The sequence below is a fragment of the Roseibium algicola genome (genome assembly GCF_001999245.1).
Taxonomy (GTDB): domain Bacteria; phylum Pseudomonadota; class Alphaproteobacteria; order Rhizobiales; family Stappiaceae; genus Roseibium; species Roseibium algicola.
Genome location: NZ_CP019630.1, coordinates 2735753 through 2756491 on the forward strand (window position 1 = coordinate 2735753; position 20739 = coordinate 2756491).

Genomic DNA, 20739 nt, shown 5'->3' on the forward strand with positions numbered 1-20739 from the left:
TTGCCGGATGACCACCCGGCTTTAGTATGACCAGATGCGCCGCGACCGGCAGACCGGTCTGCGGCGCTTGATTTTGATACCGGCCGTAACAGCAGGGCCGGGCGCGTGAATGGATTGAGCCTTGACCAAACGGCCGAACAACAAACAGAAGCCTTCAGGCAAACCGGCACCCGAACAGGCCGAAAAGCCGGGGTTTGCCGCACGCAAGGTGGCTGCCGATATTCTTGGCAATGTCGTTCACAAGAAACGGCCTCTCGATGGCGAGCTGGATATCACGTCCGGCCACTCCGGATTTCGGGCGCTGGCCGGCAACGATCGTTCGCTGGTTCGCGCAATCATTGGCGCAGCCTTGCGCCACCGGGGTGAAATCGCTGAAATCCTGGATCGGTTGCTTGATCGGCCGATCCCGGAAAAAACGGGCCGGATCCTGGATATCCTGCATGTGGCCATTGCCCAGATGCTGTTTCTCGACATTCCGGACCGTGCTGCCGTCTCTCTTGCTGTTGATCATGCCGGTCTCGACCGCCGGGCCCGCCCTTACAAGGGTCTGGTCAACGGTGTGTTGCGCCGGCTCGGGCGCGAGCGGGACGAAGTGACCGGTGATCTCGATCCGGCGGTGCTGAACACACCGGACTGGCTGATGGAAAGCTGGCAGGCAGCCTATGGCGTGGAGACAGCGCGCGAGATCGCGCGGGCTCACGAAAGCGAAGCGGCGCTGGATCTGTCGGTGAAAGCGGATCCGGAAGAGTGGGCCCGGAAACTGGACGGCCAGATTGTGGGTGCGGGCAGCATCCGCCTCGTGCGCAAGGGCGCTGTCGATGCACTTGAAGGCTATGGCGACGGCCAGTGGTGGGTGCAGGACGCCGCCGCGGCGCTTCCCGCCCGGCTTCTTGGTGACGTGAAGGGTTTGCGTGTTGCCGATCTTTGCGCTGCACCGGGCGGCAAGACCGCACAGTTGGCGGCCGCGGGTGCAAGCGTAACCGCGGTCGATATTTCAAAGGCGCGCCTGAAACGTCTTGAAGAAAACATGACGCGGCTTGGCCTCACAGTTGAAACGGTTGCGGCGAATTTGCGGGCCTTTGAGCCGGAGGTGCTTTTTGATGCGATCCTGCTTGATGCGCCCTGCAGCGCGACAGGCACGATCCGCCGGCACCCCGATGTGCCCTGGATCAAGAAGCCATACGACATTGAAAAGCTGACGGAAATCCAGAGCGAGTTGCTGGACAGGGTGATGGGCTGGGTCAAGCCGGGTGGGCTGGTCGTCTATTGTACCTGTTCGCTGGAGGCGGCCGAAGGCGAAGCCCAGGTGGCCGGTTTTCTGGAGAGGCAGGCTGGAAAAATCGAACTGGTTCCTGTCGAGGCCACAGAGGTGGGCGGCCTTGCCGAATGTGTCACAAATGAAGGCTATCTTCGCTGTCTGCCCTGCCATAGCGCCGCCGTGAATCCGGTGAGCAAGGGCATGGACGGCTTTTTTGCCGCAAGGTTCCGCCGGTTTTAACGCGGAATAAACTGTTCACTTGCAATGATTCTTTAAATGAAATGCTAACCTTAATGGTTCGTTTCCTGAATTAGACACCGGAGATTCCCCATAAACGCGCAGAAACCATCAGTTTTGGAGATGGTTTGGTGAATACTGCAAGCCTGAGTGAAAGAAGCCGCATCTGGCGGCTTGTGGCCCTGCATATTTGGCAACGCTCCTTGAAATGGATGCATGGCGGGCCGCTGTTCCGCATGCAGCCGTTTTCGGCTGTGCCTGCGCGCCTGCTCATCGCGCCGCAGGATCTGCGCACTGCCGACGCGACCAATGCCGCCGATATCTACGGTGGCCGCTTCTTGTTCTCCGGCCATCTGGTGGAGACGCAAGGCAGATCTCCGTTCGAGCTTCAGGCCGTTCACGAAGACTGGCAGCGTGAGCTTCACAGCTTCGGCTGGATGCGGGACCTGCGCGCCGCCGACAGCCAGATTTCCCGGCAAAATGCCCGGGCGCTGGTGGAGGACTGGATCAAGTTTTGCGGTCGTTGGCACGACATCGGCTGGGAAGCGTCGGTTGTGACCCGCCGCATTCTGTCCTGGCTGGCGCATTCGCCCTTCATTCTTCAGGACGGTGATCACGAGTTCTATCGCAGTTTCGTGCGGTCACTGGCTCGCCAGGTGCGTTACCTGCGCCAGACCATCAACGAAACGGAAGACGGCGTCGAGCGCCTGCATGCAGCCCTCGCCATGGCATCCGCCTGTATTTCCATGGCCGGACAGGGCCGCTTTGCTCGCCAGAGCATCCGGCGTCTCGACCAGGAGCTGACACGCCAGATCCTACCCGATGGCGGCCATATCTCGCGCAATCCGAAAGCGCTGATCGACATTCTCGCGGACCTGCTGCCGGTTCGCCAGGCCTTCGTAGCGCAAGGCCTGGAGGTTCCGCCGGCGATGGTGCAGTCGGTGGACCGGATGATGCCACTGCTGCGCTTCTTCCGTCATGGCGACGGGGCGCTTGCCCATTTCAACGGCATGGGCTCGACGCCGAGCGACCTTGTCGCCACCATCCTTGCCTATGACGATGCACGGGGTGCCCCACCGCAGAATGCGCCGCATTCGGGCTATCAGCGCTTAACCGGTGGCAATTCCGTTGTCCTGATCGACACCGGCCCTGCCCCGGCCATCGGCGTTTCCGGCGACGCTCATGCAGGCTGTCTTTCGTTCGAATTCTCCTCCGGCAACAACCGGATCGTCGTCAATTGCGGCGTCTCGCCCAAGTCCAATCCGGCCTGGCGCAGGGTCAGCCGCTCGACGCCTGCCCATTCCACGGCGGTGATCGAGGATACGTCCTCCTGCCGGTTCCTGTCGAACCGGCCGTTCGGACATATTCTGGGTGCTCCCATCCTGTCCGGTCCGGTCAGGGTGCCGGTTGAACGGGAAGACGATGCGGCCGGCAGCCGGATCACGGCCTCCCATGATGGCTACGCCAGCGAGTTCCATGTCCTGCATGAGCGCGACATTCGCCTTGCAGGCGACGGCACGGTGCTGGACGGCATCGACACGTTCTCGGCAATCGGTCCGGTGGACAGTGAAAACCGTTACGCAATCCGCTTTCACCTGCATCCGGGCCTGCGCAGCTCGCTCATCCGCGGCGGATCAGCGGTGCTTCTGGTGTGCCGGGACGGCGAAGCCTGGGAATTCGAAGCGCCCGGCACCGAGGTCATGCTGGAAGAGAGCATCTATCTTTCGGATGTCTACGGCCATCGCAAGACCGAGCAGATCGTGATCTCCGGTGCCGTGCTCGAGGCCCCCTCCGTGGGGTGGCAGTTCCGCAAGACGGCGACGGCCAAACTCAGCCGGCGCGGCACCAGCGATTTTGACGAGCCGGACGAACTGCCACTGGAAGAATAGAGACCTTCCGCTTTTGCTGAAGACGTGATAGGGCGACGGCAACTCCCGGACCGTCCCCAATTGCGAGGCAAATTCATGGCCATTGTGTCCAAAGCCGTACCCGTTCCCGAGCTGGTTCCCGTCAAGCGCGCCCTTCTGTCCGTCTTTGACAAGACCGGTCTTGTCGAGTTTGCAAAAGCGCTGTCCGAGCGCGGTGTCGAGCTGGTCTCCACCGGCGGTTCCTACAAGGCGCTGAAGGAAGCCGGGCTTGCGGTTCTGGACATTTCGGAAGTCACGGGCTTTCCGGAAATCATGGACGGCCGCGTGAAGACGCTGCATCCGAAGGTGCACGGCGGTCTGCTGTCGATCCGTGATGATGCCGACCACCAGCAGGCGATGAGCGAGCATGACATCGTCGGCATCGATCTCTTTTGCGGCAATCTCTATCCGTTCGAGGACGTTGTCGCCTCCGGCGCCGACTACGCAACCGGCATCGAGAACATCGACATTGGTGGACCGGCGATGACCCGTGCAGCCGCCAAGAACCATGCCTATGTTACCGTGGTCACCGACCCGGCCGACTACGATGCAGTGATTTCCGAGCTTGATGCCAACGGCGGCAAGGCCCCGCTGGCTCTGCGCAAGAAGCTGGCGCAAAAGGCCTTTGCCCGCACGGCTGCCTATGATGCCGCCGTCTCCAACTGGATGGCGGATCAGCTGGACGAAGCAACGCCCGCCCACCGTGCGGTTGGCGGTTCGCTTGCCGAAGTCATGCGCTACGGCGAAAACCCGCATCAGACGGCAGGTTTCTACACCACCGGTGAGCAGCGCCCGGGTGTTGCGACAGCCAGGCAGCTTCAGGGCAAGACCCTGTCCTACAACAACATCAACGACACCGATGCCGCGTTCGAGCTGGTGAGCGAGTTCGATCCGGCCCGCACCAGCGCAGTTGCCATCATCAAGCATGCCAACCCGTGCGGCGTGGCCGAAGGCGCAAGCCTGAAGGAAGCCTACGAGCTGGCCCTGCGCTGCGATCCGGTTTCGGCCTTCGGCGGCATCGTCGCCCTGAACCAGACGCTGGATGCCGCTGCGGCCGAGGAAATCGTCAAGATCTTCACGGAAGTGATCATCGCGCCGGATGCGGACGACGCGGCACGCGAAATCATCGCGGCGAAGAAGAACCTGCGCCTTCTGGTCACCGGCGGCCTCGCCGATGCACGCGCCAAGGGTCTCTTCGTCAAGTCCGTTGCCGGCGGCCTCCTGGTCCAGTCACGCGACAACGGTGTGGTCGATGACCTTGACCTCAAGGTCGTTACCAAGCGCGCGCCGAGCGAGCAGGAACTGGCCGATCTGAAATTCGCCTTCCGGGTCGCCAAACATGTGAAGTCCAATGCCATCGTCTACGCCAAGGACGGCGCCACCGTTGGTGTCGGGGCCGGTCAGATGAGCCGGGTGGATTCCGCACGTATCGCTGCCCGCAAGGCCCTGGACGCGACCGAGGCCGCCGGTCTTTCCGAACCGCTGACGAAGGGATGCGTGGTCGCCTCCGATGCGTTCTTCCCGTTTGCCGACGGTCTTCTGTCTGCCGCCGAAGCCGGAGCAACCGCCGTTATCCAGCCGGGTGGCTCGATGCGCGATGACGACGTGATTGCGGCAGCCGACGAAGCAGGCCTTGCCATGGTCATGACCGGCATGCGTCATTTCCGGCACTGATTTCGGGTATTCGCCGATGAATTGAAGTGCCGGTTTTCATTCGAACCGGCACTTCATCTGAGCTTGCAAAACATTAGCAAGCTAACGATCCAAAATTACTGTCAAAAATGACAGGGGTCATTAAGAAAAACCCTCCCACTGAAGACCTTGTTAACGCCCAACGGGTAGTCTGCAGCAAGCTTTGGCAGGTATTCGCCTGCCGTTTTATTGCGATTCGCGGAGATTGCCGGTGTTTAGAAGAGCGAAGGTCACAACAAAGCTCATTGGGGCCAGTGCGGCGACCCTGACGGTTGCCCTTGTGGTCGGCATCAGTTTTATCGGATGGGAAGCGTCCCGCATTACGGGTGATCTTGCACGGTCCGAGGCCGAGACAGTGGCACGCGAGCAGGCGCAATTCGTCCAGCGTGGTCTTGAAAACGGCCTGAAATCCGCACAGACGCTGGCAAGTTCCCTCGGCGGCATGAAGAAGGCCGGATCGGTCGACCGTGAAGCCTGGAACGCCGTCGTTGAAAACCTTACGCTCACCAACAAGGACCTTTCGGGCACCTGGGGCGTGGTTGCCGGAGACGAGCTCGACGGCAAGGATGCCGAGTTCAAGGGCGACGAGAAATGGGCCGAAGACGGCGAATGGCAGCCCTATTACTTCCGCAAGGCGGATGGGACGCTGGCCTACCGGCCCATCGAGAAGATCGCCGTCGGTGATCTGAGTGCAACCAGCGACCTCTGGTTCAATGGTGCCTATGTGTCCGGCAAGGACTACATGACCGAACCCTACAGCTGGGAAGCCGATGGCAAGACCGTAACCGGTGTGTCGTTCTCCTCGCCGATCCGAGACGGGTCCAAGGTGATTGGTGCTGCCGGTGGCGACATCCTTCTGACACCGTTGTCCGAAGTGCTCGGCCAGCAACGGCCACTGGACACGGGATCGGTTCACCTCCTGTCGCAGAACGGCGTCTGGATTGCCCACGCCGACCCTGCCGTTCTCGGCAAGCCATGGATGGAAGGCCAGTCCGAAGCCGACCTTGCCGTGCAGGACAAGCTTCTGGCGGCGGTCAAGAACGGCGAGCCATTTGCCTATGACGGATATTCCAACACGCTTGGCACGGAAGTGCACCGCATCGTCATGCCGGTGCATGTGACCGGTACCGATGCCAAGCTTGCCGTGGTGGTCAACGTGCCGCTGGCGACCCTCAATGCGGCTTCGTCTTCGATCACGACCATGATCGTCGGCGTCGGTGTCGTGTTGCTCATCGTCGTGGCTCTTTCCATCTATCTTGTCGGTAACACGATTGTTCGCCGTCCGCTGGAGCGCGCCGTGCGCAGCATCCAGGCGCTCATCGATCGCCGTTACGACGAGCCGATCCACGATACCGACCGCCAGGACGAAATCGGCGAGATCAGCAAGGCGCTGGAAGTCTTCCGCGACAAGGCCCGGCAGGCCGAGGCACTGGCCGCCGAGCAGGAAGAAGCGCAGCGTCAGCAGCTGGCGCGCGCAGGCCGGATCAGCGAGCTTTCGCAGGATTTCGACCGCCAAATCTCAGAGCTGACCCAGACGGTGATGCACCAGGTGCAGGACCTCAACGCGGCATCGATGACGCTGACGGCGGGCGCAGACGACACCAGCGAGAAGAGCACGGCAGTGGCTGCCGCTTCCGAGGAAGCGTCGTCGAACGTGGAAACGGTTGCGTCCGCGGCTGAAGAACTGATGGCATCGGTCGGTGAAATTTCCCGCCAGATGACCCAGTCCACCGAGATTGCCTCCCACGCCGTGGAACAGGCCCAGTCGACGAACCGCAAGATCGAGGGGCTCGCGGAAGCTGCCAACCGGATCAGCGAAGTGGTCAAGCTGATCACCGACATTGCCGAACAGACCAACCTGCTGGCGCTGAACGCCACCATCGAGGCGGCACGTGCCGGCGAAGCGGGCAAGGGCTTTGCCGTTGTTGCCGCCGAGGTGAAGGAGCTTGCCAACCAGACCGCCAAGGCGACCGAGGAAATCTCCCTGCAGATCCAGTCGGTGCAGACGGAAACCGCCGGATCGGTCGATGCCATCAAGGGCATTTCCGAAACCATCGAAAAGATGAACGAGATCTCCTCGTCCATCCAGGCTTCGGTCGAACAGCAGGGCCTTGCCACCGACGAGATCGCCCGCAACATCCAGGAAGCCTCCAACGGCACCCAGGAAGTGGCGCAGAACATCGTCAAGGTGGCAGCCTCTGCCGACGACACCGGCAATGCCGCCCGCCAGGTCTCGGCCTCCGCCAACGTCCTGCAGACTGAAGCCGACCGGCTCAAGCAGGAAGTCGAAGGTTTCCTTGCCAGCGTTCGTCAGGTCGCCTGAGGCGAGACTGGCAACATCTGAACATGAAGCGCGCCGGATTTTCCGGCGCGTTTTTGTTTGGGCAATGCCCGCACCCTTTCCTGGCAAAGGCGTCTGCTAGCGCTCCCGCACCCGCAACAACAACAGGAGGCCAACTCCGAAAAAGACCAGGATGACGGACATGCCGGCGGGTTGGCTGGCAGTCAGGGCGGTTACCACGCCGACGGTAAGCGGGGCCAGGAAGCTGGTGACCTTTCCGGAGAGCGCCAGAAGGCCGAAATACTGGGTCACGTGCTGCGGCGGGGCTATGCGGACCAGTAGACTGCGGCAGGAGGCCTGCAACGGGCCGGACACCGCGCCGATGACACCGCCGAGTGCAATGAACACCTGTTCCGGCAGCGATGCGAAGAGAGCACCCTCGGGGGCAGCGGCGGTCTTGATGACAAAGAACACCGTTGTCCGGTCGATGGAGATCATGCCGAGGCCGCAGATCATCAGAACGATGAGCGAGAAGACAATCACCGGCTTGGCCCCGAAACGATCATCCATTGGCCCGCCCAGCAGCAGGCCAAGTGTTCCGGTGATGGTCAGGATGATGCCGAAAGTACCGATCTCGATGGATCCCCAGCCAAGCTGGCCGGCGGCATAAATTCCGCCGAACGCGAAGAGGGCGACAAGACCATCCTTGAAGATCATGTTGGAGAGGAGAAACAGAAAGATATTCCTGTTGGTGCGTGCCTGGGCCAGGCTCATGCGCAAGTTTGCAAGGCCGGCGCGGATGGCCGGACCGATCTTTGCCTGGTGCGGCACGTCCGGCACGAAGAGGAACATCGGCAACACGAAAACGAGATACCAGAGCGCGGAGAACGGCCCGACGGCGCGATCGCCTTCCTGTGTCGCCGCATCAAGACCCAGAACCGGCTCGAAGCCCAGCAGGGTCTTGCCTGACTCGGGGCTGGCGGCGAAAAATCCGAGGGCGATCACCAGCGTGACCAGTCCACTGGCGTAGCCGAGTGCCCAGCCGAAACTGGACAGGCGTCCGATGCGTTCCGGCGGCACCAGCGAAGGCATCATGGCGTTGTTGAAGACGGTCGCGATTTCGATGGACAGTGTGCCGATGGCAAAGGCGATGAGCGCGATGGCGATGCCATTCGGGCTTCCCGGAGCGGCGTACCAGAATGCCCAGCAACAGATGACAAACGGCAACGAGAAGAGAAGGATCCAGCGTTTTCGCCGGCCTGTTGCGTCCGCGATCGAGCCCAGTACCGGTGCTGCAAAGGCAATGCACAGTCCGGCGGCCGCAGTTGCGTATCCCCAAAGCGATTGGCCTTCGGCCGGGGTCGCGGCCAGTGTCGAGGCAAAGTAAGGCGCAAAGACGAATGTGGTGATCAGCGTGAAAAAGGGCTGTGCTGCCCAGTCGAACAGGGCCCAGGAGAGGACGGCGCGCCTGTCGGTAGATTGCAACGGGATGTCTGAAACGGTTGTCATGGAAAAGGGCAACTCGCTGCCTGGGGGATCAAGACCGGGACGAGCCCAACTCATTCATGCATATCGCTTCCCGCTCCTGAAGCCCACAGGTGTTTGCGAATATCCGGTGTCTGTTGCAAAAGAGAGTTTCGGTTGGCGTATGCGGCCCATCCTTCGAGACGCCACTTGCGCGGCTCCTCAGGATGAGGGTGTGGGAAGGTGGGCCTCTCACCAGCCTGGCAACACATATCACCTCATCCCGGACGCAGCGCAGCGAAGATCCGGGATCGGTGAGCCAAAGACCATCTTGGGAAGGTACGCTTTGCCTTGGGTGCCGCTGGCTCTCCATTCCCCGCTCGCGCATAGCGTTGCCGGGGCGACGGCAATACCGCTGAAAAGCCAAGGCCGGCAGCAGAACTGCCGGCCCCATAACGCGATTTCCGCCCGGTTACGCAGTGCCGCAAATTTCCGCGAGCAGGCTTGCCGCCACGGAGAATTTCGACACGCTGAGACCGCCATCAAGGATTTCGGAAACCGAGCGTTTGCGCCGGCCCACTTCCGCCTCGTGTTCCTCCAGCCAGCTTGTAAAACCGCCGGCGCGAACCGCCGCGATGGCCAGGGCGCGCTGCGCGGAGACCAGCATGGCCCGTGCCCGGTCGAGTGCGAGGCCGTCGTAGTAGTCCCGGACGTCGAGATCGTTGGCGAGCTCGAGCATCGCACCGAGCTGGAAATGGTGAGCAACTTCGAAATAGGCCCTTGCCGCCGTATCCAGATCAGCCCCGGTTTCTTCCGACACGATGACGATATCGGGAATGGCCCGCTCGGCCGGCAGCCAGGCAATCCGCCGGGCGAGACTTTCCGGAACACCCTGCTCCACGAAGGCTGCGGTGCGCTCCGCCAGAACCGCGGCGGGTTCTTCCGGCAAGACCGCTTCCAGGCGGTCGCGCAGCGCGGCGATACCGGCACGGAACCGCTCGACAACTGCAAACAGGCCCTTGTCGAAGGACACGTTGCGCTTGAACCAGACGACCCGTTCCAGAAGCAGCGACTGGATTTCCGAATAGAGCTCCAGCTGCAGAGCGCCGTCGATCTTCGTGTCGAGCTGGTCGATCTCCGTGTTGAGATCGGTCAGGTCGTAGCTGTTGCGCACGGCAACGAAGCCCTGAGCGATTTCGGTCGCGGTTGCGTCGGTCTGGTCACGCAGACGGGTGATGAAGGTAGCCCCGCCCCGGTTGATCATCGAGTTGGCCAGCATCGTGGCGATGATTTCACGCCGCAGGCGGTGGCCGCTGATCTCGTCCTTGTAGGTGTCGGCCATCTGGTCCGGGAAATAGCGGAACAGTTCGCGCGCCAGATAATCGTCGTCCGGAACCGAGCTTTCCAGCAGCGCGTCGTAAAGCGTGATCTTGGCATAGGCCAGCAGCACGCCCAGTTCGGCGCGGGTCAGCAGCAGCCCGGCCTTGCGCATCTCGTCGAGTGTTGCCTCGTCCGGCAGCTGTTCAACCACCCGGTCCAGAAGGCCTGCCTGTTCCAGCTGGCGCATCATGCGCACCTGGTAGCCGAAGTCTTCCATGCCGCGCAGTTCGGTCATGGAGATGGCCAGGGTCTGCAGGTAGTTGTTCCGCAACACGAGTTCGGCGACCTCGTCGGTCATTTCGGCCAGAAGTTCGTTGCGCTGCTCGATGGTCAGCTTGCCGGATTTCACCGCGGCGCCGAGGGCGATCTTGATGTTGACCTCCATGTCCGAGGAGTTCACCCCGGCGGAATTGTCGATCGCATCGGAGTTGCAGCGTCCACCCTTCTTGTTGAACTCGATACGGGCGAGCTGGGTCAGGCCGAGGTTGGCACCTTCGCCGATCACCTTTGCGCCGATTTCCGATGCGGTGATGCGGATCGGGTCATTGGCGCGATCGCCCACATCGGCGTCCGTCTCGGACTTGGCGCGAATATAAGTGCCGATACCGCCGAACCACAGCAGGTCGACTTCCATCTTCAAGATGGCGGTCATCACTTCCTGCGGCGTTGCGCTGCCCTTGTTCAGGTTGAGCAGGGACTGCATTTCCGGTGAAAGCGGAATGGACTTCAGCTGGCGCGAGAAGATGCCGCCACCCTTGGAAATCAGGTCGGTGTTGTAGTCCTTCCAGGACGAGCGGCCGAGGTCGAACATCCGCTTGCGCTCTTCCCAGGTCTTTGCCGGGTCCGGATCCGGATCAATGAAGATGTCGCGGTGATCGAAGGCGGCGATCAGTCTGGTTGCCTTCGACAGCAACATGCCGTTGCCGAAGACGTCGCCGGACATGTCGCCGACACCGGCCGCCGTGAAGGGCTGGGTCTGGATATCCCGGTTCATCTCGCGGAAGTGCCGCTTGACCGCTTCCCAGGCGCCGCGTGCGGTGATGCCCATCTTCTTGTGATCGTAGCCGGCGGACCCGCCGGAGGCGAAGGCGTCGCCCAGCCAGAAGTGCCTTCCTTCCGAAATGCCGTTGGCCGTATCGGAGAAAGTGGCCGTGCCCTTGTCGGCTGCCACCACCAGATAGGGGTCGTCACCGTCATAGCGCTGCACGCGCTCCGGCGGCAGGATGTTGTCCTCGCCGAGGTTGTCGGTCACGTCCAGAAGGGCGTTGATGAAGATCTTGTAGCTTTCCGTGCCTTCCTTGAACCAGGCATCGCGATCGCTCATCGGCGGCAGGTTCTTGGGCACGAAACCACCCTTGGCACCGACCGGGACGATCACTGCGTTCTTCACCTGCTGTGCCTTCACCAGGCCGAGGACCTCGGTACGGAAGTCCTGCGGCCGGTCAGACCAGCGCAGGCCGCCACGGGCAACCATGCCGAAACGCAGGTGAACGCCTTCCACGCGGGGGCTGTAGACGAAGATTTCCCGGAACGGACGCGGTTGCGGCAGGTCGTCGATCTGGCGGCTGTCGATCTTGAAGGCAAAGGTCGGTTTGGGCTGCCCCTTCTTGTCGAGCTGGTAGAAGTTCGTGCGCAGGATCGATTCAATCGTGTTCTGGAACCGGCGCAGGATGCGGTCGTCGTCAAGGCTGGCGACGTCCTCCAGATCGGCGGTCAGTTCGCTTTCCAGCCGTTCCGTGCCGAGGTCCCTGTCTTTTTCGGTGACATCCGGGTTGAAGCGCAGGTGGAACAGTTCCACCAGTTTGGCCGCGATCTTCGGGTAGTTGTTGAGCGTGGACCACATATAGTCTTCGGAAAAGCGGATACCGGCCTGGCGCAGGTATCTCGACAGCGCGCGGATCACTGCCACGTCGCGCCAGGCAAGCTCCGCCGTCAGCACCAGGCGGTTATAGCCGTCGTCTTCCGCCAGCCCGGTCCAGACTGCCATGAACATGCTTTCCAGCCGGGGTTGCAGCTGATCGGAAAAGACGATGTCTTCGCCGCTGCGCGATTCCAGCGTCATTTCGTGCAGGTAGGACAAGGGGGCATCGGCCGGCGTGACGCGGTAGGTCCGCTCGTTGATCACGCGGAAGCCCATGTTTTCCAGGAGCGGCACGCGCGCGGACAGCGGGATCGGCGAACCGCGGTGATAGACCTTCAGCGACAGGCGGCTGTCCCTGGTGCCTGCCTGGCGGTGGAACGTGATGGTGGTGTCGTTCTTGTCGGACAGGGTTTCCAGCTTGACGATGTCGAACAGCGCGGACTGGGCGTTGTAGACTTCCTTGTAGCCGCCATGAAACGAAAGCGCGTAGCGGTCGGCCAGCTTGCGGGCCTGCGAGGGTGCGAATTCGTCCTTGAGCGCGTCGCGCACGCTGTCGGACCAGGTGCGCACCATGTCGGCAACGGCGGCCTCCAACTCTTCCTGCTGGGGCGTCGGCGTTTCCCCGCGATCGCGGCCGATGATGTAGTGAACCCGCGCCAGCGGACCTTCTGGATAGGTAACGTACCAGGCCGACACGCGTCCTTCATAGACCGAGGCCAGATAGGTGCCGACGTTCAGGCGAACTTCGGTGGAATAGCGGTCACGCGGGACGAAGACCAGAATGGAGACATAGCGGTCGAACTTGTCCGGGCGGGACAGCACGCGAATGCGCGGGCGCTCGTCCAGCTGCAGGATGGCGATGGAAAAGTCGAACAGGCGCTCCCGTTCGATCTGGAACAGCTCGTCACGCGGGAAAGCTTCCAGAACGTTGCGGAGGGCGCGACCGGAATGGCTTTCCGACCCGTAGCCGGCGCGGGCCAGAACGCTGGCAACCTTGCGGCGCAGGAACGGGATGGTGCTGGTCGGTTCGGTATAGGCGGTCGAGGCGAACAGGCCGACAATGCGCAGCTCGCCGTTCATGTTGCCTTCGTCGTCATAAAGCTTGGCGCCGACGTAATCCATGTGCACGCGCCGGTGCACGGTGCTTTTCACGTTGGCCTTGGCAATGATCAGCGGTTCGGGTTTCTTCAGGAACTCGCGAATTTCCGGCGTGATCTGCACGAACTCCGTGCCGCGGCGGAGAACGCGCACATCCGGGTCGGACAAGAGGCCGAGACCCGTACCCTCATGGGGGGAAAGCTCGCCCTCCTCGACGCCGCCTTCGAACATGTATTCGCGCATGCCGAGGAAAATGAAGTTGTCGTTCTCCATCCACTCCAGGAAGTGGATTGCTTCCCACAACTCGTCGCTGCTGCCGGGAATTTGCGTGGTCTTGTAGGTGTCGATGGCCTCCGCCAGGCGTTCCTGCATCGGCTTGAAGTCCGATACGACGGCGCGGACATCGGACAGAACCTTGTCGAGCCGCGCCTTGAGGGCTGCGCGGGCTTCGGGCGAATCAATCCGTGTCACGTGGATATGGATGAGGCTTTCCTGCCGGTCGGTCCGCTTCGGTGGTTTCTTGCGGGCCGTGGCGCTTGTCAGTTTGCCGTTGTCATCCCGTTCCACGATGAAGATCGGGTGCAGGACCAGATGCACTTCGATCTTGCTTTCCTGCAGCTCGTCCATGACGGAATCGACCAGGAAGGGCATGTTGTCGTTGACGATCTCGATAATCGAGACGCCCTTGACCTTGCTGCCCTGGGCCTTGAACGCCGGATCGGCGATGCTGACACGATGCGTGCCGAGTTCGTGGTTCTGGAAATCCTGCCAGGCGTCCCGGGCAAAGCCGGTCAGCTCTTCCGCGGTGTAGGCCACGAGGTCTTCCGCTGCGCCCCGGTCATAAAAGGCGCGGGAAAACTCGGCGAGAGCCGGATCTTCCTGATTCAAGGTTGCTTGGACCGCGTCGATGAGTTTGAGTTTCTCGACGTCGTGTTTGTCCGGCATTTTCCATCCCCTTAGGCGATCGTATGGTTTGGCTCTGTCGCTCGCTCGTTCTAAGACTTAAGTTCATATTTCAGCGACATAAACGGTTTCATGACGGGAGGAGCAAATTGTCAAGTAAAGTCACGGCCTTGCAAATCGATTCAAATGTAACATTGAGTGAAAAGACACAGGCTTATTTCGACTTGTGCCAGGAGAAGCTGGGTCTCGTTCCCAACGTCCTCAAGGCATATGCGTTCGACGAAACGAAGCTGCGCGCCTTCACCGACATGTACAACGACCTCATGCTGGGCGAATGTACACTCTCCAAGCTCGAGAGAGAGATGATTGCCGTTGCGGTATCAGCGGTCAACCGCTGTTTTTATTGTCTGACGGCTCATGGTGCTGCGGTGCGCGAGCTTTCCGGGGACCCCGTGCTGGGGGAACTGATGGTGATGAACTACCGCGTTGCGGATCTTTCGCCAAAGCAGCGGGCGATGCTCGACTTCGCCGTCAAGTTGACGGAGAAGCCGGCGGAAATCGTGGAAAGCGACCGGCAAGCCCTGCGTGATGTCGGGTTTACGGATCGCGACATCTGGGACATCGCCTCGGTAACGGGCTTCTTCAACATGTCAAACAGGGTGGCTGCGGCGTCCGACATGCGCCCGAATGATGAGTATCACTCAAGGGCCCGTTGAGATAACGGAGCGTCGCGCGGCGGTGACAAGCCGCGCGATTGGGTGTATGACGCTTGCGATTTTGCACCGATCTGCCTGACGGCTTTCGGGCCCTGGGGTTCGAAACTGGCGGCAATCACGAGAGGGAGAGGAACGGGCGATGGTTGCGCGCGTGTTTATTGATGGTGAAGCCGGTACGACGGGTCTGCAGATCCGCGAGCGCCTTGCCATGCGCCGCGACCTTGAGCTGATTTCCATTCCGGACGAAAGCCGGAAGGATCCGGCAGCCCGGGCCGACTACCTCAACAAGGCCGATATTGCCATTCTTTGCCTGCCGGATGCGGCGGCCAAGGAAAGCGTTGCCCTGATCGAGAACGACACCACCCGTGTGATTGACGCTTCCAGCGCCCACCGGGTTGCCGAGGGCTGGGCCTACGGCTTTGCCGAAATGGACCTCGACCAGGCCGATATCATCGCCGCAGCCATGCGCGTTGCCAATCCGGGCTGCTGGCCGCAAGGCCTGATCGCCGCGGTTCGTCCGCTGATCACCGCGGAGCTGCTGCCGTCGGACTTCAACCTGACCTATTTCGGCATCTCCGGGTATTCCGGTGGTGGCAAGGGCATGATTGCCGATTACGAAGCCGCCGGAACCAGCGCAAATTCGTTTGCGCCGTACGCGCTCGGGTTCAATCACAAGCACCTTCCGGAAATGACGGAATACGGGTTGCTCGACGCAGCTCCACTGTTCACTCCGACCGTCGGCGATTTCTACAAGGGCATGCTGACGGTGGTTCCGTTGAACCTGGCAGGCCTTGCCAAGGTGCCGACGGGCGAGCAGCTGCATGCGGCGATCGCCGATCATTTCGCTTCGGCACCCGGCGGTTTTGTCGAGGTCGCACCGCTGGAAGCGCTCGAGAAATCCGACAGCCTCAACCCGCAGGCGCTCAACGACACCAACAAGCTGCATCTGCACGTCTTTGCAAATGACGCCAGGGCGCAGGCCGCGATCGTTGCCGTCTACGACAACCTGGGCAAGGGCGCGTCCGGCGCTGCCGTCCAGAACCTCAATCTGATGCTCGGTGTCGATCAGACAACCAGCCTTGCTGCGTAAGCGGCATCCGTTTTCAGGCCTTTCAGGAGAGAAGAAGAATGGAAAAATTTGAGACCCTGACCGGTGTCGCAGCGCCGTTGCCGATCGTGAACATCGACACGGACATGATCATTCCGAAGCAGTTCCTGAAGACGATCAAGCGCACGGGCCTCGGCACCGCGCTGTTCCACGAAATGCGCACCAACGACGACGGATCGGAGAACGAGAGCTTCGTTCTCAACAAGGCCGCCTACCGCAATGCCAAGATCCTGATCGCCGGTGATAACTTCGGATGCGGTTCCTCGCGCGAGCATGCGCCCTGGGCGCTGCTTGATTTCGGCATCCGCTGCGTGATCTCCACCTCGTTCGCCGACATCTTCTACAACAACTGCTTCAAGAACGGCATTCTGCCGATCCAGGTTTCCGAGGACGAGCTGGAAACCCTGATGCATGCGGCAGAGCGCGGCGCCAACTTCACGCTGACGATCGATCTGGAAAGCCAGGAAATCAAAGGTCTTGAGAGCGGCGACATCGCCTTCAAGATCGACAGTTTCCGCAAGCATTGCCTCATCAACGGCCTCGACGACATCGGCCTGACCATGGCGAAGGCCGGTGAAATCGACACCTTTGAAAGCAAGATGGGCAACGACCGTCCCTGGGTCTGAGCCGGACTGCAATGACTTTTGAAAAGCCGGGTTTCACGACCCGGCTTTTTTGTTTTGGTTGCCTCAGGTTCTTTAAGGCGCGCGACGCGTCGCCAAGACATGATCACCCACTCACAGGGGCAATCCTCCGGATTTCGATCACGGCTACCGCATTCAGCCGTCTTGTCCTGATGCCCATCAATCTTGTCATCCCTGCGAAGGCAGGGATCCAGGATTCATTGTGTTCGCGAGGTTTTCGAAGTCTGTTCCCATGGCGTACTGGATCCCGGTCTTGCCGCTGACGCGTCAAACCGGGATGACAAAGAATGTGGGAATGAGTGGTTCCAAATTGGATGCCCTGCTCCGACCGGATGCAAGCCGGCCGTGCTGAAAACTTGGTCGACAAATGGGCTAAATGAAGTTTTCTGGTGTGCCGCCCACCGCATTGGTTCGCTTCTTCACCCCTGTGACCGAACCGCCGCTGCATGATCGTGGAGCCGCATTCAGCCGTGTTGTCCTGAAGCCCATCAACCTTGTCATCCCTGCGCAGGCAGGGATCCAGTATTTATTGGGTTCGCGAGGTTTTCCGGGGCTGTTCCCATGGCGTACTGGATCCCGGTCTTGTCGCTGACGCGTCAAACCGGGATGACAAAGAATGCGGGAATGAATGGTTCCAAATTGGATGTCCTGCTCCGACCGGATACAAGTCGGGCGTGCTGAAAACTGGGTCGACAAATGGGCTAAATGGAGTTTTCCGGTGCGCCGCTCACCGCCTTGGTTCGCTTCTTCACCCCTGTGACCGAACCTTCGCTGCATGATCGCGGAACCGCATTCAGCCGTCTTGTCCTGATGCCCATCAATCTTGTCATCCCTGCGCAGGCAGGGATCCAGTATTCACTGGGTTCAAGAGGTTTTCCGCGTCTGATCTCACGGCGTACTGGATCCCGGTCTTGCCGCTGACGCGACAAACCGGGATGACAAAGAATGCGGGAATGAGTAGTTCCAAATCGGATTGAATACAAAGGGGCGGCGCCGAAAGGCGCTTGCCGGTGAAGCGGGACAGGGAAAGCTGGATAACCGCCTCTCATCTTCTTCACGCAGGCTTGAAAAGCTTTTCAGTGTCCTTGAACGTTTCGTGCGATAGTCCGAACGCATGGATATGATGACCCTGGCACCATACGCTCCCTGGACCGACCGACGCGGCAACCTTTCCGGTCTGCGATTGGCTGTATTCATTGCCGTGCTTCTTCCGGCGTTGCAGATCTTCTACAGCCTCGCCTTCGGACCGGTGCTACCGGAGCCCTTCGAGATGGAGCTTCATGCCAGTGGCGACTGGACGGTGCGCTTCCTGCTTGTGACCCTGGCGGTCACCCCGCTCCGGAGGATCTTTTCCTGGAACAGGATCGTCGGTGTCAGGCGCATGCTGGGTGTGACAGTGCTTGCCTATGCGCTCTTGCACCTGGGGCTTTACGCTGCGCAGGAAAGCTGGAACCTCGGCAAGGTCGTGTCTGAAATCGTTCTGCGTTTCTATCTGACCATCGGCTTTGTCGCGCTGTTCGGGCTGGCGGTGCTGGGTGCGACCTCCTTCGACAGAGCCATCCGCAAACTCGGGCGGAACTGGCAGCGGCTGCACACCCTGATCTATCCGATCGGCGCTCTCATGCTGTTCCACTTCTTCCTGCAGTCCAAGTCGGACGTCACGCAGGCCACCTTGATGGCAGGCCTTTTCGTGCTGCTGATGATTTACAGACTTGCTGTCAAGGCAGGCTTCAGCCTTGCCAACCCGCTGGTTCTGGCGGTTTGCGCGCTGCTGGCAGCTGCAGGGACTGCCGGGATCGAATTTGTCTGGTACGCACTTGCCACCGGCATTCCTGCCGACCGGGTGTTTCAAGCCAACTTTGCCCTTTCCGTTGCAATCCGTCCGGCTATCTGGGTCGGGATCATCGGGCTCGGGGTTGGCGTGGCGGCAATGGTTCAATGGATCGGCGGATTGCTCGGCCCTAAGCTGGGGCTGAAACGGGCATAGAATAGCGCCAGACCTTCGGTGTAGCCTTTGTCATCCCACGGTTCGACAGTGATCTCCATGTCGATCACCTCTCCTTACCGATGCGCTTGGCAGTGCGGCAAGGTCACGGCATGGATTGCCGGATCAAGTCCGGCAATGACGGTGAGAGGACTGATTTTCCCTTGAAAAGTCGAAGATTTGCACAGGGCCAAGTCTGTTTTGGCTGACTGAATTGCCCGACAGGGGAGATGGGGGACTTTCGCCCTACGACTGTTTCTCGTCGTCGCGCACGCGGCGTTCGGCGTTGATCTGCTCCAGTTCGGCCATCTTTTCGCCGATGGGGCGCAGGGCTGAAACCGTTTGGCGGAACTGGTTGGCGCGCTGGTCGAGCATGCGCTGTGCAAGTTCCGGGAATTCCTGGATCATGCGTTTGAAGAGCGCGCGGCGAATGCGGATGATGCGCACGCCGTCAACGGCTTCTGCCCGGCAAGGGCGCTTGTTTTCCGCAAGAAGAGCCGTCTCGCCCAGCAGTGTGCCCTGACCGACGCGCTCGATTTCCTCAAAGCCGTCCGTGGTCCTCGTCTGCAGGCTGACCGTGCCACTGGTGATTACCAAACCGCCATCGGCGCGGTCGCCCTGATCGAACAGGCGCTGGCCGCGGTTGTAATCCATGCTTTCGGCGCTGAAGGCGAGCAGACGCAGCTGATCGTCCTGAAAGTCCGAAAGCATCGGGATTTGTTTGAGAATCGCAATGTCTTGGGCAAGGCTCATGCCCAAGAAATACGCCGATTACCGGTTACGGCACAAGCTTATATCCACCGGCTTCTGTGACAAGAAGCTCCGCATTGGACGGGTCACGCTCGATTTTCTGCCTGAGGCGGTAGATGTGGGTTTCCAGCGTGTGGGTGGTCACCCCGGAATTGTAGCCCCAGACCTCGTGCAGCAGCACGTCGCGGGTCACGGGCTTTTCGCCGGCGCGGTAGAGGAATTTCAGGATGGAGGTTTCTTTCTCCGTCAGGCGAACCTTGGAGCCACTGTCGTCCTGCATCACCTTGGCGGCGGGCCGGAACGAATAGCGGCCGATGGCGAAGGTGGCGTCTTCGCTCTGTTCGTGCTGGCGCAAATGTGCCCGGACACGGGCTAGAAGCACGGCAAACTTGAACGGCTTGGTGACATAGTCGTTGGCACCGGCCTCAAGCCCCAGGATCGTGTCGCTGTCGCCGTCATGACCGGTCAGCATGATGATCGGTGCCTTGAAACCGCCCTTGCGCAGCAGCTTGACCGCTTCGCGCCCATCTATGTCCGGCAGGCCGACGTCCATCAGCAGCAGATCGACGTGCTCTTCCTTGGCCATGGCGATGCCGGACGTGGCCGAATCCGCCTGGATCGTCTCAAATTCATCGTAAAGCGACAGCTGCTCCACCAGCGCTTCGCGCAGTTCGGTATCATCATCGACAATCAAAATCGTGCGGGCGGTCATCGTCGCGTCCCTCGCCAGAATCCAAAATCTCTTCACGACGACTTGTGCAAAGGACACAAGCGCGTTCCTGCTTCTATGTGCGTGGGAAATTGTTCCCGCACAAGCGGTGTCCCGTCAATTCTTCTTCACGCGGGGTTTAGGGGTGGTTTATCAAGAAGACCGGCGGAGCGGACAGGCGGAACGGACAGGATCATGAAAACCTTGAAAAAATCGGCGGGAATGCTGGAAGTTCGTGCGTCGCCTCTGAACCGGACACGCGGCGTGCTCAGTCTTGGGCGGATCACGGTCCCGTGTGCGCTCGGCCGGACGGGCATCGTCATGCGCAAGCGCGAAGGCGACGGCGGCACGCCGGTGGGCCGGTTCGAATTGCTGCACGTCTACTATCGCCCGGACCGGGGCTTGCCGCCGGCAACGCTGCTGCCGACCGAGCCGCTGACACCGGCGTCCGGCTGGTGTGACGACCCTGGCCACCGTCTCTACAACAGGCCGGTGCAACTGCCTTTTGCGGCCAGCCACGAGAAGATGTGGCGCGACGACAGGCTCTACGACATCATCGTCGTGCTGGATTGCAACCTGAACCCGGCCGTGAAGGGACAAGGTAGCGCGATCTTCTTTCACATCGCGCGGCCGGGCTATTCGCCGACGGAAGGCTGCGTTGCCGTTTCGCCGGAACACATGCGCCTGATTCTTCAGAACATCGACCTTGGCGCGGAGATGGTGATCCACACCTGAGCCGGGTCCGAA

13 protein-coding genes are annotated in these 20739 nt (G+C 60.8%); 9 read left to right on the top strand and 4 right to left on the bottom strand.

Annotation, left to right across the window (positions count from 1 at the left end; genetic code table 11):
- The first annotated feature begins 121 nt into the window (after positions 1–121).
- The 4 genes from B0E33_RS12780 (at position 122) to B0E33_RS12795 (ending at position 7417) form a co-directional block, all read left to right on the top strand.
- Positions 122–1498, top strand: coding sequence for an RsmB/NOP family class I SAM-dependent RNA methyltransferase (locus B0E33_RS12780; RefSeq protein WP_077291405.1), 1377 nt, complete (start codon positions 122–124; stop codon positions 1496–1498).
- Between the two features lie 209 nt (positions 1499–1707).
- The gene (locus B0E33_RS12785; RefSeq protein WP_055660141.1) at positions 1708–3384 is read left to right on the top strand and encodes a heparinase II/III family protein; all 1677 of its coding nucleotides are present in this window, start codon (positions 1708–1710) and stop codon (positions 3382–3384) included.
- A 75-nt stretch (positions 3385–3459) separates the two neighbouring features.
- A complete protein-coding gene (gene purH / locus B0E33_RS12790; RefSeq protein WP_077291406.1) occupies positions 3460–5076 on the top strand; it encodes a bifunctional phosphoribosylaminoimidazolecarboxamide formyltransferase/IMP cyclohydrolase in 1617 nt (538 codons plus the stop codon).
- Positions 5077–5305: 229 nt separating this feature from the next.
- Entirely contained in the window at positions 5306–7417 is a 2112-nt protein-coding gene (locus B0E33_RS12795; protein WP_055660526.1) for a methyl-accepting chemotaxis protein, read from the top strand.
- Positions 7418–7513: 96 nt separating this feature from the next.
- Here the strand turns inward: B0E33_RS12795 and B0E33_RS12800 are convergent, their stop codons facing one another.
- Positions 7514–8884 (bottom strand): MFS transporter, encoded by a 1371-nt coding sequence (locus tag B0E33_RS12800; protein WP_077291407.1) that lies wholly within the window; start codon positions 8882–8884, stop codon positions 7514–7516.
- Positions 8885–9311: 427 nt separating this feature from the next.
- Positions 9312–14123, bottom strand: coding sequence for an NAD-glutamate dehydrogenase (locus tag B0E33_RS12805; protein ID WP_075284645.1), 4812 nt, complete (start codon positions 14121–14123; stop codon positions 9312–9314).
- Positions 14124–14230: 107 nt separating this feature from the next.
- On the opposite strand from B0E33_RS12805, the gene B0E33_RS12810 reads away from it, so the two are divergent.
- The 4 genes from B0E33_RS12810 to msrQ all read left to right on the top strand — a co-directional run bounded on the left by B0E33_RS12810 (position 14231) and on the right by msrQ (position 18536).
- Complete coding sequence (locus tag B0E33_RS12810; RefSeq protein ID WP_031270047.1) at positions 14231–14797, top strand: peroxidase-related enzyme; 567 nt, start codon at positions 14231–14233, stop codon at positions 14795–14797.
- A gap of 139 nt (positions 14798–14936) precedes the next feature.
- Positions 14937–15887 (top strand): N-acetyl-gamma-glutamyl-phosphate reductase, encoded by a 951-nt coding sequence (argC, locus tag B0E33_RS12815; RefSeq protein WP_023002567.1) that lies wholly within the window; start codon positions 14937–14939, stop codon positions 15885–15887.
- Positions 15888–15925: 38 nt separating this feature from the next.
- Positions 15926–16531 carry a 3-isopropylmalate dehydratase small subunit gene (gene leuD, locus B0E33_RS12820; RefSeq protein ID WP_023002568.1) on the top strand — a complete coding sequence of 202 codons (606 nt, stop codon included), beginning with the start codon at positions 15926–15928 and terminating at the stop codon, positions 16529–16531.
- Between the two features lie 1132 nt (positions 16532–17663).
- On the top strand, positions 17664–18536 hold the full coding sequence (gene msrQ / locus B0E33_RS12830) for a protein-methionine-sulfoxide reductase heme-binding subunit MsrQ (RefSeq protein WP_077291409.1): 873 nt from the start codon (positions 17664–17666) through the stop codon (positions 18534–18536).
- Positions 18537–18779: 243 nt separating this feature from the next.
- Here msrQ and B0E33_RS12835 read toward each other — a convergent pair whose 3' ends face one another.
- The gene (locus tag B0E33_RS12835; RefSeq protein WP_077291410.1) at positions 18780–19286 is read right to left on the bottom strand and encodes a Crp/Fnr family transcriptional regulator; all 507 of its coding nucleotides are present in this window, start codon (positions 19284–19286) and stop codon (positions 18780–18782) included.
- 25 nt (positions 19287–19311) lie between these two features.
- A complete protein-coding gene (locus B0E33_RS12840; protein WP_023002571.1) occupies positions 19312–19995 on the bottom strand; it encodes a response regulator transcription factor in 684 nt (227 codons plus the stop codon).
- Positions 19996–20187: 192 nt separating this feature from the next.
- On the opposite strand from B0E33_RS12840, the gene B0E33_RS12845 reads away from it, so the two are divergent.
- Positions 20188–20727 carry a L,D-transpeptidase family protein gene (locus B0E33_RS12845; protein ID WP_077291411.1) on the top strand — a complete coding sequence of 180 codons (540 nt, stop codon included), beginning with the start codon at positions 20188–20190 and terminating at the stop codon, positions 20725–20727.
- Positions 20728–20739: the final 12 nt, after the last annotated feature.

Coding starts and splice junctions, on each gene's coding strand:
- B0E33_RS12845 (WP_077291411.1), top strand. CDS start 20,188: ATGAAAACCTTGAAAAAATCGGCGGGAATGCTGGAAGTTCGTGCGTCG.
- B0E33_RS12835 (WP_077291410.1), bottom strand. CDS start 19,286: ATGAGCCTTGCCCAAGACATTGCGATTCTCAAACAAATCCCGATGCTT.
- B0E33_RS12785 (WP_055660141.1), top strand. CDS start 1,708: ATGCATGGCGGGCCGCTGTTCCGCATGCAGCCGTTTTCGGCTGTGCCT.
- leuD (WP_023002568.1), top strand. CDS start 15,926: ATGGAAAAATTTGAGACCCTGACCGGTGTCGCAGCGCCGTTGCCGATC.
- B0E33_RS12800 (WP_077291407.1), bottom strand. CDS start 8,884: ATGACAACCGTTTCAGACATCCCGTTGCAATCTACCGACAGGCGCGCC.
- argC (WP_023002567.1), top strand. CDS start 14,937: ATGGTTGCGCGCGTGTTTATTGATGGTGAAGCCGGTACGACGGGTCTG.
- msrQ (WP_077291409.1), top strand. CDS start 17,664: ATGGATATGATGACCCTGGCACCATACGCTCCCTGGACCGACCGACGC.
- B0E33_RS12805 (WP_075284645.1), bottom strand. CDS start 14,123: ATGCCGGACAAACACGACGTCGAGAAACTCAAACTCATCGACGCGGTC.
- B0E33_RS12840 (WP_023002571.1), bottom strand. CDS start 19,995: ATGACCGCCCGCACGATTTTGATTGTCGATGATGATACCGAACTGCGC.
- purH (WP_077291406.1), top strand. CDS start 3,460: ATGGCCATTGTGTCCAAAGCCGTACCCGTTCCCGAGCTGGTTCCCGTC.